10 protein-coding genes are annotated in these 13,493 nt (G+C 68.7%); 3 read left to right on the top strand and 7 right to left on the bottom strand.

Annotated elements, in window-relative coordinates; all coding sequences use genetic code 11:
* Positions 1–238: 238 nt before the first annotated feature.
* Both O3X23_RS36180 and O3X23_RS36185 read right to left on the bottom strand, forming a co-directional pair.
* The gene (locus tag O3X23_RS36180) at positions 239–682 is read right to left on the bottom strand and encodes an IPT/TIG domain-containing protein (protein ID WP_269276978.1); all 444 of its coding nucleotides are present in this window, start codon (positions 680–682) and stop codon (positions 239–241) included.
* 464 nt (positions 683–1,146) lie between these two features.
* Positions 1,147–1,770: an HD domain-containing protein gene (locus O3X23_RS36185; RefSeq protein WP_269276979.1), complete on the bottom strand. Its 624-nt coding sequence runs from the start codon at positions 1,768–1,770 to the stop codon at positions 1,147–1,149.
* A 464-nt stretch (positions 1,771–2,234) separates the two neighbouring features.
* Here O3X23_RS36185 and O3X23_RS44360 point away from each other — a divergent pair, with 464 nt between their 5' ends.
* A complete protein-coding gene (locus tag O3X23_RS44360) occupies positions 2,235–2,318 on the top strand; it encodes a transposase (protein WP_443048084.1) in 84 nt (27 codons plus the stop codon).
* A 240-nt stretch (positions 2,319–2,558) separates the two neighbouring features.
* On the opposite strand, the gene O3X23_RS36190 is transcribed toward O3X23_RS44360, so the two are convergent.
* Positions 2,559–5,150, bottom strand: coding sequence for a glycoside hydrolase family 9 protein (locus O3X23_RS36190; RefSeq protein WP_443048085.1), 2,592 nt, complete (start codon positions 5,148–5,150; stop codon positions 2,559–2,561).
* Positions 5,151–5,882: 732 nt separating this feature from the next.
* Between O3X23_RS36190 and O3X23_RS36195 the strand changes: the two genes are divergently transcribed.
* The gene (locus O3X23_RS36195) at positions 5,883–6,524 is read left to right on the top strand and encodes a LysE family translocator (RefSeq protein WP_269276980.1); all 642 of its coding nucleotides are present in this window, start codon (positions 5,883–5,885) and stop codon (positions 6,522–6,524) included.
* 38 nt (positions 6,525–6,562) lie between these two features.
* Here O3X23_RS36195 and O3X23_RS36200 read toward each other — a convergent pair whose 3' ends face one another.
* Entirely contained in the window at positions 6,563–6,724 is a 162-nt protein-coding gene (locus O3X23_RS36200; protein WP_269276982.1) for an RICIN domain-containing protein, read from the bottom strand.
* Positions 6,725–7,532: 808 nt separating this feature from the next.
* Here O3X23_RS36200 and O3X23_RS36205 point away from each other — a divergent pair.
* Positions 7,533–10,256, top strand: a complete 2,724-nt coding sequence (locus O3X23_RS36205; RefSeq protein WP_269276984.1) for a beta-L-arabinofuranosidase domain-containing protein — start codon at positions 7,533–7,535, stop codon at positions 10,254–10,256.
* A 37-nt stretch (positions 10,257–10,293) separates the two neighbouring features.
* Here the strand turns inward: O3X23_RS36205 and O3X23_RS36210 are convergent, their stop codons facing one another.
* The 3 genes from O3X23_RS36210 to O3X23_RS36220 all read right to left on the bottom strand — a co-directional run bounded on the left by O3X23_RS36210 (position 10,294) and on the right by O3X23_RS36220 (position 13,417).
* On the bottom strand, positions 10,294–10,638 hold the full coding sequence (locus O3X23_RS36210; RefSeq protein ID WP_269277014.1) for an NAD(P)H-dependent oxidoreductase: 345 nt from the start codon (positions 10,636–10,638) through the stop codon (positions 10,294–10,296).
* 72 nt (positions 10,639–10,710) lie between these two features.
* Positions 10,711–12,057 (bottom strand): jacalin-like lectin, encoded by a 1,347-nt coding sequence (locus O3X23_RS36215; RefSeq protein ID WP_269276986.1) that lies wholly within the window; start codon positions 12,055–12,057, stop codon positions 10,711–10,713.
* A 157-nt stretch (positions 12,058–12,214) separates the two neighbouring features.
* A complete protein-coding gene (locus O3X23_RS36220; protein ID WP_269276988.1) occupies positions 12,215–13,417 on the bottom strand; it encodes a GDSL-type esterase/lipase family protein in 1,203 nt (400 codons plus the stop codon).
* Between the last annotated feature and the right edge of the window lie 76 nt (positions 13,418–13,493).

Consider the following 13,493-nt stretch of genomic DNA (forward strand, 5'->3'; position numbering starts at 1 on the left):
TCCTCACCCTGACCGCCGACGCGACCGCCCTCGGCCTGATACCCGGGTTCTCGAACTGCCCGGCGACACCACGCCGGCCACCTCGAGAACCCGGAGACATTCCTTGCCGAGTTGGAGCGGCATGGGGCTCAGTGAGCCGAGGGCGAACGCCGCACGGAGCCGAGCGCGAGCCCGAGGAGCCGAAGGGGAAGCGGCGTTCCGCCGAAGGGCGGGCCTCGGTGTTCTTCGAGGCCCGCCCTCAGTCGAGATAGGTGTAGGGGAGTGGGTTGGTGAGCTGCCCGCAGGGGGTGGCTGCGTAGACGGAGACGGTGGCTGCTGCGGGCCAGTCGGGGGCGACGGCGACGACGGAGGTATCGCTGAGCACCACGACGTCTGTGGCCTCCCGGCCGGTGAAACAGCCGTCGGGCCCCAGGGTGCCGAAGAGCACCCGGGTGTAGGGGGTGAGGCCGGCGCCGAGGAGGGTGATCTGGGTGCCGCCGCTGCGGGGGCCGGTGTCAGGTTGGAGCGCGACAAGTTGCCCTTGCGGGGTCCTGTCCGGGGGGCCCGGGTGGACGGGGAGGGCCCCGGGGGCGCAGTGCGCGGGCCCGGCGGCCTCGGCGCGTGGGGCGGAGTGGACCAGCGGCAGGGTGCACAGGGACAGCGCGGAGAGCAGGAGCGCGGTTCGGCGGCGGGTACGCGTCATGGCGGAGCCTTCCGGCGGGGGGAGCGGGACCGGAGACGGCCCGAGCTCGCCCCATCATGGGAAGCTGTACCGCGTGAGTTCAGGACAAACTGCTCATGTCGCCCATTATCCGTCGAAGGCAAGGGTCATGGGTGCAGTGCATCGGACATGTCTTCCACACTTCCCGTGGAGAAGGCCGAGGTGGGCACTGGCCTCTTCCGGCGTGTCGACAGGCTCGCTGCGGCGGTCGGGCAGCGGGTGCTGCTCGTCGCCCGCGAAGGCGTCGTCGTGGCCCTGCGCTACGTGATCGGGGCGCGGTTGCGTCGGAGGCCTCTGTCATGGCCAACTGCCTCACGCTGTCCAGGTGGTGGTCGCGGCGGCATGGAGGTCGGCCGATCCCAGCTGGTTGTATGCCGTCTCTCTCGGATCGAGCGGGGCACGTGGGCCCGGCTCGATCCGGAGGGGTGGGAGGGCGTGAGGGCTGTTCAGCTCTCCAGGGGGTGCGAGTTTGCAAGGACGCGGTCGGCGAGACCGCTCCGCATGGCCGCTGCGGGGGAGCTGTCGGGCTTGCGGGCAGCCTGGTCACGGAAGCAGGCCAGGAACTCGTCCGCGAGGCCCTCGCGCGGGTACCGGGCCAGGACCTCCGTCCGGAACCCGGGGGTGAAGTCGTCCACGTTCCGCCCCGAGATGTCCACGCCGGTGGCCCTCTCCAGCAGATGGCCCTCCGGGTCCTCCCGCACGTCCACCGAGTCCCACATGTGCCGCACGATGACATCGGACAGCCGCTGCCGGCGCTCCACCGGCCATCCGGCCCCGGCGCCGAATACCCAGGCCACGTGCCCGCCAGCCTCGTCGAAGGCGACGGTGTGGCTGTCGAACTGCGGGACCAGCCCTATGTCGTGGAGCAGCGCGGCCACGTACAGCAGCTCGGCGTCGTGCTCGATTCCCTCGTCCGCGGCGTACGCGGAGGCCCACACGTAGGACCGGATCGAGTGGTTCAACAGGGCGGGGGTGCAGTAGGCGGTGGCGACCTCAAGAGCGGCGGCACATGCTGCGGTGTCAGGGGCGGCGGGTACGGTCAACACTTCACGGGACGTTTCGTCGGTCATGATGCCGAGTATGCCGACCGCCCCGGTCTCTTTCGATCACCGGCGCCTGGAGACTTCCTGAGCCGGTGCCGGACGGGGCATTGGGTGAGTGGGAGACCGGCGCGGAGGACCGCGTCCCTGGTGGGGTGCAGGACCGCCGGATAGCTCATGGACACCGGCTGTGAGGAGTTGAGGTTTCGGAGCTCTCGCAAAGGGTCATTTGTTGAGAACGGGCGCGGTGCGGCGGAGCGGGATCAGTCGGTGACCAGGCCGTCGATCAGACGGTTGAGGAACCGGGTGCAGGTGGCTTCGGGGGTGAAGAACTCGGCGGTGCGGTCGTTACCGGACGTTGGCGCCGAGTGTACGAAGTTGAAGGAACCTTTCCGTCCGTGCAGGAATCTTCGAACGATTCCATGGCCTCAAGGGTTCCGACGCCGGACCGGACAGCGCGCCGAGGTGGCCGGTGGCGGGATCATCGTGAGGTGATGGATGCGATTGCGTACGCGTTCCAGACCGGATCGCAGTGGATGCACCTGCCCGAGAAGTACGGCAACTGGCGTGGTGTTTGAAACCGGTTGAGGATGTGGGCGGTCGACTCACCCGCCCTCACCGACGTGATGGCCCGCCTGCGGATTCCCGCCGGCGGCCGACCCCGTACGCGGCCACACGGCTCCTCCGCTCGCCGGTCGCCTGCAACGCTGATGCTTTGGGTCGCCGCGCGTGGCGGGCGTCCGCTGAGCGTGAAGTGGCCGAGACCACCCCTTGCGGGGAAGCCTCGGCCACTTTGCCGTATCAGTCGTGTCGGCCGGTCACTTGACGACGCCGCAGGTGCCGCCGTTCATGGTGAAGGTCTTCGGATCATTCACCTGGCCGCTCGAGGTGCCGTTGAACCCGAAGTTGACCGAAGCCCCCGGTGCGATGGATCCGTTCCAGGCGGCCGGCTTGACACTGACCTTCTGCCCGGCCTGGGTGATCTCCGCCTGCCAACGATCGGTGATCTTCTGATTGTCGGTGAAGGACCACTTCAGCTCCCAGGGGGAGACCGCCGCGGTGCCGGTGTTCTTCACGGTCACCTGGGTGGTGAAGCCACCACCCCACCGGTAGGCGGTGTAGGTGACCTGGCAGGCTGCATTTTCGCCACTCCCACTGCCACCGAGGTCGTCCACGTAGGAGGCGACCCAGGCCAGCGGCGCATTCCAGTTGATGGCACTCTCGTTGGTGGAATAGGACTGGATGTCGTCGATGTAGCACATCGCGGGAGCACAGCCGGTCAGCTTGCTCTGCGCGGTCGGGTCCTCCAATTGGCTGTCCGGACCTCCTGCCAGCGTACCCGCGGGCGGGATGGGCAGGTCGGCGTCGAGCTGATGTGCCCAGATGCGGCTGTGCTGGTTGTGGGAGTCCCGCTCGCCGAAACCGGTGACGTAGGACTGGTTCAGCGGGTTGCGGCCCAGGATGTAGTCCAGAGCGTGCAGCACCGCGTTCCGGTATTTGGTGTCACCGGTCAGGTCGTTGGCGACGCCCAGCACCACGGCGTTGTTGAGCACCTGGCTGTTCGAGCCCCACACGTAGTGGTTGCCGGGTGGCGCGTAGGGCGCACCGTACAGCGCGGCCTGGGAGTCCGCGGCGTAGCGGTCCGCGGCGTCGGTCACCATCGTTCGCACGGTGCTGAGTTGGTCGGCGGTGAGCTTGTTGGGTACGGCTGCCAGGTCCAGGGCGCCGAGTGCCGCCGTGGAGCCCCAGGAGAATCCGTCGGACGGGAAGACCGCGGCGGAACCGCCGTGCAGCGGGGAGGTGAGCACCGCCTGGCGGTAGGTGTCGTCGCCGGTGGTGATGAACAGCTCGGACGCGGCCCAGTAGAACTCGTCGGTGACGTTCCCGTCGCTGTAGGCGCCGCCGCCGCTGGCGTCGTTGGGGTCGGCGTAGACGGCCGGGTGGGCTTTGGCCGCGGTCCACGCCGCCTTGGACACGGTCAGGCAGCGGTCGGCGAAGGCCGCGTCATACGGCCTGAACAGGCGGGCGCACTGGGCGCCCGCGGCGGCCAAGTTGAGCGTGGCCGCGGTGGACGGCGCGTGCAGCTGCCGCAGTTGGGCATCCTTGTCGGGTGCCTGCGGCAAGCCCGTCCACGCCTGGTCGTGCAGCTTGTGATGGGCCATGCCCGACAGCGATTGGCCGTCGGGAACCTGCATCTCCATGAGGAAGTTGAGTTCCCAGCGGGCCTCGTCGAGGATGTCCGGCACGCCGTTGCCCTTCTCGGGCACCTTCAGCTTGCCGTCGCCCAGCGCCGCGCCGTTCGCGCCTGCGGCGGTCAGCGTCCGCTCATAGGTGTTCATCAGCTCGGAGACCGAGATCCCGCCGTTGACCACGTACTTGCCCTGGTCGCCGGCGTCGTACCAACCGCCTGCGGCATCGAGGGTGTAGTCGCACACGCCCGGCTGGCACGGCACGTCGTTGTCGCCGGTGTTGGGAGCGATGTTGAGGTGTCCGGCCGGGCGGGCGTACGCGGCGCCGGCGATCGAGCCGTCGATGGCGATGCCACTGCGTTGGTGGTAGTAGTACGCGAGTGAGTCGGTCCGCAGCGAGGAGTAGACGTCCTTGGCGATGGAGAACGGTTCGCTGGTCTCGTCGCCGATGGTGAGGGTGTAGCCGCTGCCGGCGGTGGTGTAACTGCTGAAGTCGAACGTCTGGACGTTCTGACCGGAGGAGGGGTCGGTGCCGCCGGGCTGGGTGGCCCCGGTGGCGACGGCGGTCCCGCTCGCGTCCTTCAGCGTCCAGGTCTGCGAGGTGGTGGCATCGGTGACGAACGTGCCGTCCTTCGGACCCCCGGGAAGATAGCCGACCTGGTTCACCCGGACCGGGGAGCCGGTGTCGGGCGTGTAGACGGGCGGTTCGGCACCGCCGCGCAACGAGATGTCGTCCAGACACAGGGTGAACGGCTGGGAGCCGCCGCCGACCTGGAAGGCGAGTTGGGCAGCGGTGTTGCTCGCCTTGGCGGTGAAGGTGTGGTGGATCGGGACCGCGGTGGCGTCGATCGGGTCGTGCTCCGACAGCTCGGCGGTGTACGGGTCGACCGCCATCTGCAGGTTGGTGGTGATGGTGACCGGCACCGAGGCGGTCGCCGTGAAGCTGAGCGTGTAGCTTTCACCGGCTATGAGGGGCAGATCGCTCTGCCCGATGATGGCGTCCCACGGGTTCGTCGTGTCCCCGGGGATGTCGGCGCAGAGCCGACCGTCCACCACGGTGGCCGGGTTGTTCGCTGTCCACCACCACGGCGCGCTGCTGCCGTTGGTGAAGTCGCCGTTGATGATCTGTTCCGGCGGATCGTCGTCGGCGTTCGGCGCGGCCCCGGCCGGGGCGACGAGGGTGACGCCGATGAGGCCGGCCGTGGCCAGCGTGCCCAGGATGCGAGTCCGGAGGCGCCGGAGTTCCCCGGGAGACCTCGGGGGACGGGAGCGGGGCAGGTGCGGGATCACAAATCGTTCCTTCCGGCGTAAGGCGTGGCAAGGTCGATATGGGAGCGCTCCCACGAATGGTGGGTGGTGCCGGAGTGGCCGTCAAGACATCGGACATGGGTTTGCGACACCGACTCGGGTTCCGCGGGCCGGGGCGCACCCCGGGCAAAGGGGGCAGGTGCGTTCTCACCTCCCGGATCTCGGGGCCGGAACGGGGCCGGTAGGGAGCGCTCCGGAGACGATCCGGATCAGACTCCGGGCTTCGGATGGAAGCGCCGCAGCGAGCCAGCGGTTCCCGACCTTCGCTTCTCACTCGAGGCGTGGGTCGAGTCTCGGGTGTGGGCGATCCGGGTGCAGGTCGGGACGGCGCCGCCGGCGGTCGGGTGGCGGAACAGTCGCAACGGTCGTGCTGCCGCAGGGGCTCCGTTCCGGCTCGCAGGTATCTCGCTTTCGTGCCTCAAGTGGCCGTGTGCGGCACACGTGTTGTCGGCCTCGTTGCAGGGCCGAGCCCAGCATCTGATGTCGGCGCCGGAGTGGGACCAGGGTGCATAAAAGTACCGAGTGGCGAAGCCTTATGCTGAGCGGGCGGGGCAGGAGCAGCTCGTGCAGCGCACCAGCCCTTGGCAATACCGGGTGGCCCCGCTCGGTACGGGGGCTCCCGACGAACAACCTGGAGGTTGACCGGTGATCGCGCTGGCGGCAGTCGGAGGAGTGGCCCTAGTCGAAATGGGCATGGCGTTGACTCCCGGGCCGAACATGATTCACCTCGCCTCCCGGGCGATTACCCAAGGCCGCAGGGCGGGCCTGGTGAGCCTCAGCGGGACCGCCGTGGGGTTCGTGTGCTATCTACTGGCCGCGGCTGCGGGCCTGTCTGCGTTGTTCGCCGCAGTGCCGGTGGCATTCACGGTGGTGAAGCTTGCCGGGGCTGCCTATCTGGCGTACCTCGCCTGGGACATGCTCAGGCCCGGCGGACGCTCGCCCTTTGCCCCGGCCCAAGGTTTGCCTCCGGTCTCCGACGTCCGCCTGTTCTCGATGGGGCTGTTGACCAACCTGCTCAACCCCAAGATCGCCCTGATGTACGCCGCCCTACTGCCGCAGTTCTTGGATCTCCAGGCGGGCCCGGCCTGGGGGCAACTGCTGCAGCTCGGTGCAGTGCAGCTCATCGTGGGGATCACCGTGAATGGTCTGATCATGCTGGGCGCAGCGCGCTTGTCGAGGTTTCTGGCCACTCGGCCCCGCATCCTGACCGCCCAACGGTTCACGGCAGGCGGCCTGCTCGGCGCTTTTGCGCTGCACACCGCACTGTCCCGCCCTGCTGTCTCCTGAGTTGGGCCCACGTTGCTGTGTCTGGTGGGATGGCGCGGTCAGCGGTGCGGCGGACAGGGGCGGGTGGCGCCCGGGCTGGTGGCACCGCTGATGCGGTCGCGGATCTCGGCCTGGACGCCGTTGGCGGTGCTCGCACCCGTCACGTCCAGGCAGCGGTTGGAGCCGACGTCGCGCAGCACGTTGCTGTTCCCCGATGCCACCACCGCCACCGGGGTGGTGTCGATGCCCTGGCCCTCTGGAGCCGGTTGAGAGCGGACTGGTTGGTGATGGTCGCCGAGGAATCAGTACTCGAATGCAGGTCCGCCCGCAGTTCGAGGCACTGCCGGTGATCTTCATGGGGGCGGCCGAGCACGAGAAGACCTAGGCGTACCTGGAAGCGGTCGAAGCGGCGTACGCCGCTTCGACGGCAGTGCGAAGGCTTCAAGGGTTGCTCGGCGCTGCACGCCACCTGATGGCAGGTTTTCCGAGAACAGGGCCTGCACGGTGCCCGCCATCCCGTCATGTTGCGTGACGGGGGGACGCGGTGGGCTGCGCGCGGTGCGGGGGAGGGCTTGGTGAGCGTTGTTGTCGAACGTATTGACACGCAAATTGTGAGCGTTAACAATCAGGACCAGGTAGAGGCCGACCGGTACCTGCCGGCGGGCGACGCCTGCGCAGACGAAGGACTGTAACTTCCCCGAAACCATCTACTGCGACGGTAGGGCGGGCATCTGAATGTGCCTGGATGTGCATCGAAATCGGCGAACTCCGCAGGCTGTTGCACCACCCGTGGCAGGCGGTTGACGCCCGATTCCCCTTGTGCATGGATTCCTTGGCCGCCGTACTCCCCGACACCCGCCACCACCCACCGCGATTCCCAGCGGACTTGACTGCCGGCGGACGCAGCGAACGTGACGCGACCTCTCAACGGCGGCTCGCATCGCCAGACGAAGCCTCGTGGCTGCCGCCTCGTGGCTGCTCACCGACCCCAGTCTCCGACTTCGTCTCTCATGAATCAGGGAGTCCACCGTGCCGGCTCACCCGTTCAGTCGCCGCGCCGTGATCCAAGCAACCGGCGTCGCGGCCGTGGCCGTGGCGGTCGGCCCCGTCCTGGGCCGCGCTTCCGCCGCCGCGGTGACCTCTCCGGTCAGGTCCGACATCGGAGTGTCGACGCTCCCGTTTGACCTGAGTCAGGTACGGATCACCAGCAGTCGATGGCTCGACAATCACAACCGTACTCTGGCCTATCTTCGCTTCGTCGACGTCGACCGCCTGCTGTACAACTTCCGCGCCAACCACCGGCTCTCCACCAACGCCGCCGCACCGAACGGCGGGTGGGACGACCCGTCGTTCCCTTTCCGCACCCACGTGCAGGGCCATTTCCTCACGGCGTGGTCCCAGGCCTATGTCTCGCTCGGGGACACCACCTGCCGCGACAAGGCGAACTACCTGGTGGCCGAACTCGCCAAGTGCCAGACCAACAACCCGACCGCCGGCTTCTCCGCCGGCTATCTCTCGGGCTTCCCCGAAGCCGACTTCGCCAGCCTCGAAGCAGGCACCTTGAAAAACGGGAACGTTCCGTACTACTGCGTCCACAAGACCATGGCCGGTCTGCTCGACGCGTGGCGCCTCATGGACAACACGCAGGCCCGCGACGTACTTCTCGCGCTCGCCGACTGGGTCGACCGACGCACCGCCGCACTCAGCCGCAGCACGATGCAGGCGTTGATGGGCATCGAGTTCGGCGGCATGAACGAGGTGTTGGCCGACATCTACCAGCAGACCGGCAACGTACGCTGGCTGACCGCCGCTCAGCGGTTCGACCACGCTGCCGTCTTCGACCCACTTGCCGCGAACCTGGACCAGCTCGACGGCCTGCACGCCAACACGCAGGTACCCAAGTGGATCGGAGCCGTCCGCGAGTACAAGGCCACCGGGACGACCCGCTACCGCGACATCGCCACCAATGCCTGGAGGATCACCACCGGCTCGCACACCTACGCCATCGGCGGCAACAGCCAGGCGGAACACTTCCGAGCCCCGAACGCCATCTCCGGCTACCTGGCCGCCGACGCCTGCGAGCTCTGCAACTCCTACAACATGCTCAAGCTGACCCGGGAACTATGGCAGCTGGACCCCGACCGGGCCACGTACTTCGACTTCTACGAGAAGACGCTGCTCAACCATGTCATCGGCGCCCAGAACCCGAACGACGCGCACGGCCACATCACGTACTTCACCTCCCTCAACCCGGGAGGCCGCCGGGGCAAGGGCCCGGCCTGGGGCGGCGGCACCTGGAGCACCGACTACGGCACCTTCTGGTGCTGCCAGGGAACGGGCGTGGAGTCCAACACCAAGCTGATGGACTCCATCTACTTCCACGACGGCACCACCCTCACGGTGAACCTGTTCTTCCCCTCCGTCCTGAACTGGACCCAGCGGGGCATCACGGTCACCCAGACCACCTCCTACCCGGCCGGCGACACCACGACGCTCCAGGTCGCCGGCAGTGTCGGCGGGACGTGGTCGATGCGCGTCCGTATCCCCGCCTGGACCTCGGGCGCCACCGTCAGCGTCAACGGTGTCGCCCAGGGCGTCACGGCCACCCCGGGCACCTACGCCACCCTCACCCGGTCCTGGGCCTCCGGCGACACCGTCACCGTGAAGCTCCCCATGCGGGTGGCCGTCCAGGCCGCCAACGACAACTCCGGGGTCGCGGCGATCACCTACGGCCCCGCCGTCCTCGTCGGCAACTACGGCAGCACCGCACTGTCCTCCCTCCCGGCCCTGGACCCCGCCTCGATCACCCGGACCAGCAGCACCGCGCTCGCCTTCACGGCCCCCGCCAACGGTGCGACGGTCGACCTCGCTCCGGTCCACGACGCCCAGGGCTACAACTACCCCGCCGACTGGCGGACCGACAGTCCCAGCGTCCGTCTTGTCAACGCGGCCAGCGGACTCGTCCTCGGCATCCAGAACATGTCCACCGCCGACGGTGGACTCGCTCTGCAGTGGGCTGACACCGGTACCGCCGACCACAACTGGGTCCTCGTCGTCGACGGCACCGCACTGCGGCTGCGCAACCTCAACAGCGGCAAGGTCCTCGGCGTGCAGGACATGTCCACCGCCGACAATGCCGCGATCCTCCAGTGGGCGGACACCGGCACCGCCGACCACCGGTGGACCGTTGTCGACGCCGGCAACGGCTATCACCAGCTGCGGAACGTCCACACCGGCAAGCTGCTCGGCATCGCAGGCAATTCCACCACCAGCGGCGCGGCAGCCGTGCAAGTATCCGACACCGGCGCGGCCGCCAGCAAGTGGCAGTTCGTCCCCGACGGTGCGCGGCGCATGCAGAACATCGCCAGCGGGCGGGTGCTGGGCATCCAGAACATGTCCACCGCCGACGGTGCTCTGGCTGTCCAGTGGGATGACAGCGGCACCGCCGACCATCTCTGGACGGCTGTCGTCGACACCGGCGGGTACCTGCGCCTGCGCAACTCCCACAGCGGCAAGGTCCTGGCGGTGGAGAACGGCAGCACCGCCAACGGCGGGCGGATAGTCCAGTGGGCGGACAACGGCGCCGCCGACCACCGGTGGCGCCTGCGGCACGGCGGCGGCGACACCTTCAGGATCCAGTGCGCCAACAGCGGCCGTGTCCTCGGCGTCTCCGGCGCCTCCACCGAGCAGGGGGCACAAGCGGTCCTGTGGGACGACAACGGCACCGGCGACCACCTGTGGCGATTCGTCTGAGCCGGCCCGCAACCAGCGGTCCGCCGCTCACCAGACCCTAGGCGCGTCGCCTGGGGCGGTGGGCGCGTCTGACGGCGGGGTCGCGATCCGTGAGGATCTCGGCGCCGGCCGGCCTGAGCCTGTGGCCCAGTTGCAGCGGGGAGAAGGTCCCGCCGAACCGGTTCGGCGACGCGCTCCTGAGTGCGACCGGTTTGCCGGCGAGCACTGTCGGCGGGATGAGGATCGAGAGCAGGTCGATGAAGTCCGCGAGGCCGCCGGGGACTTCGCGGCTGAACTCGGGCGTGACGATCAGCAGTACGTCGGCCCTCAGCGCGCCATCACGCAGGGCGTCGACCATCGCCGGGAACGGGCGCCCGCGGGTCGTGTCGAGGCGGGGAGTCAGGGGATGCGTCCCGCACTTGGACTCGCGACCGGGTCCGGTTGCGGTTTCGCGAGTCCGGTGCGGGGGAGTGGGTCAGCGCTTGGTGTAGAGGAAGCCGAGCTTGTCGACTTCGTCGGCGGCGCGTCCGTGGAACCCGGCGAGCTGCCATCCCGAGGGCGTGATGCGTGTCGCGCAGTCGGCCGTGGGGGCTCCCCCGGACAGGCTCCTGCCGAGGTTGGTAGTGAACTTGGCGTAGAAGATCCGGGTGTGGCCGTCCTTCTCGGCTTGGCACAGCTGGGCGGTGGTGACGTACTCCCCGCTGCCCAGGGTCAGGGACGACACCGTGCCGCCGGTACCGCCGTGGGTGAGGACCGTGCCGTTGTCGAGGGTAAGCCCGACGCTGTCGACGCGCGAGCCGCTGCGCAGCGAGAGGCTGACCGGTCGGGCGCCCGCCGGTACGGCATCGATGTCGGTGTAGTAGGCGCCGTGCGGTCCGCCGAACTGGTCGCTGAGCTGGAAGTCCGCACTGCGCGACCAGGAGAAGCCGACCGCGATCGGGTCGTGGTCGGAGAGCATGAGACCGGCATCGGTGAGGAACGTGGCGTGCTCGTTGTTGTAGGAGGTGGCGTTGAGCGACACGAGTTTGCTGCCGCGGTAGAGGATCTTGTCGACTACCTCGCACGTGTTGGGCACGGCGGGGCCGGTCTGGTCGCAGACGATGGCGTCGCTGCCCTTGGCAGGCGGGGTGCCGCCGCGGATGAGCTTCACCCAGGCGTCGGTGAGGCCGTTGGCGGCTGCGAACTCGGCGATGGTGTCGCCGTTGCGGGTGTAGCGGGTGTTGGTATCGCCCATGATCACGATGGCGTTGCCGGCCGAGCGGGCGTTGATGAAGGCACTGAGCTGACGGAGATTGTCCGCGCGCGAGGCCAGGTCGCCGCTGTTGGTGCCCGCGTTGGTGTGCAGGTTGTAGAAGTCGACGTACACGCCTTCCGCCAGCCGTTCACGTAGGAAGGTGAACCCCTTGGGCGTCAGGCAGTCGCCGGAGTCGATCTGGCAGGAGTTCCAGTGCACCCGCTCGAAGTCTTGCTCGTCGTAGGGCATCTTCGACAGGGTGTTGAGCCCGCTGCCGACGCCGGCGCCCCCGCTGGTGGGGGTGCGGTGGGCGTGCGCGTTGTCTGCGGCGTAGAGGTAGGAGTGGTAGTTGAAGTCCTCCTCGACGTGCACGATGTCGTACGGCGCGATGCGCTGGCCGATGGCGGTGGTGCTGGTGTCGCGGGCTGTGGAGGCGCTGGAGAGGATCGCCGGCAGACCCGCCACGTTGTAGGTGAGGGTGCTGAAGGAGCCGGAGACCGGGTCCGTGGCAGCGGCGGGGGACGCGGTGGCGACTAACCCGCCGCAGGCGACGGCCGCGGCGGTGAGGCCGGTGAGTAGACGGCGCATGAGGAGGAACTCCTAGGCAGTAGGGACGGCAGCGCGACCGTACCGCCGGTAACCTGTCGGTGTCGCCGCCTTGGCCGCGGGAGTTCGACAGGTGATCGCGTGGCTCAGGCCGTGAGGCCGGCGATGGTGGGCCGTCCGGATGTCCCGAGGGAGAAGGTCAACGCCCGCCCATACCGCGGTGAACCTCCGAAGGGTTCGCGGTGTCGACCACTTCGGGGGTGGCGCGGAAGGCGGTGCCGGGGGCGAGTGCCAGCCGGGCGAAGCGTTCGCCCATCAGCTGGTAGCCGACCGGATCCGGATGCAGGTTGTCCGGCAGGTGATCGACGTCGTCGGGGCCGAACAGAGCCGGCCCCGCGAGGTAGTGCAGATTCGGATCACCCGCACGGCGCTGTTCGGCCACAGCGGCGAGGGTGTCACGTATCAGCCGCAGGCTCAGGCGGCCTTCGCCCACCTCCGAAGGCGTGCCGTGCGTGATGAACCACGGTTTGGCGGACGCGGGGTCGACGAGGGTGGGTCCCGGCCGGTCCTCCACGGAGGGGGAGTGGATCGGTGAGATGAGCAGAATCGGGGTCTGCGGGTGGCCCTCGCGTATCGTGTCGAGGAAGGCGTGCACAGCGGGGAGGAAGGCGCGCAGGCGCATGGTGTCCCCGTTCACGACGTTGATGCCCAGTTTCAGGCTGATCAGGTCCGCCGGGGTGTCCCGGATGGCGCGAGCGGTGAAGCCGTCCAGCTGGGCCTGGCCGCCGAAACCCAGGTTGAGCAGGTTCATTCCGGCCAGACGGGCGGCGACGGCGGGCCACGTCCCGGTAGGGCGCAGCGCCTCGCGGCAGTGGCTGATCGAACTGCCGTGGTGCAGCCAGAGCGGCCCGGGCGCGGGGGTGGGCGGCAGCAGCGGGGCGTCGGCCCGCAGCCCGCTCACCTCGACCCGGGTGTGGTGCGGGAGCCAGATCTCGATCTCATGTGCCCCGGGCCGCCGCTGCAAACCGGAGAAGCGCACGGTGCCCGGCTCTGCCTCGGTGCGGCTGAGCACGCCGGTCTCGTCGAAGACCACGATGGTCCCGGGCTTTTCGCACATCCCGGCGGCAGCCACGTTGCCGTCCACCACCAGGTCGAATCCCTCCACCCGCGCTGGCGGGACGTCGCCGCGCCACACACCTTGGGTGGCGAGCAGGCTGAGTTCCAGTGTGTCGGCCGCGGTCCGCAGGGCAAGCCGCACCCCGCTCGGTTCGAGTACGACGTCCTGGAGCGAGTCAGGTGGGTACTGGTCGCGGGTCCAGCGCGGCAGTCGGTGTGGCAGCCAGCCCGCCTCGGTGCGTTCGAGGTCGAGATTTCCGCGCCATTCGACCGGGCCGGCACTCAAATCGCTGTGGTAGGGAAGCTCTGAGCTGCTGAAATATGGGGCCACCGCGCGGAAGTTAGCAGACCGCCGCGTCGTA

Origin of the sequence: Streptomyces sp. H39-S7, assembly GCF_027158205.1 — a bacterium.
Lineage (GTDB): Bacteria > Actinomycetota > Actinomycetes > Streptomycetales > Streptomycetaceae > Actinacidiphila.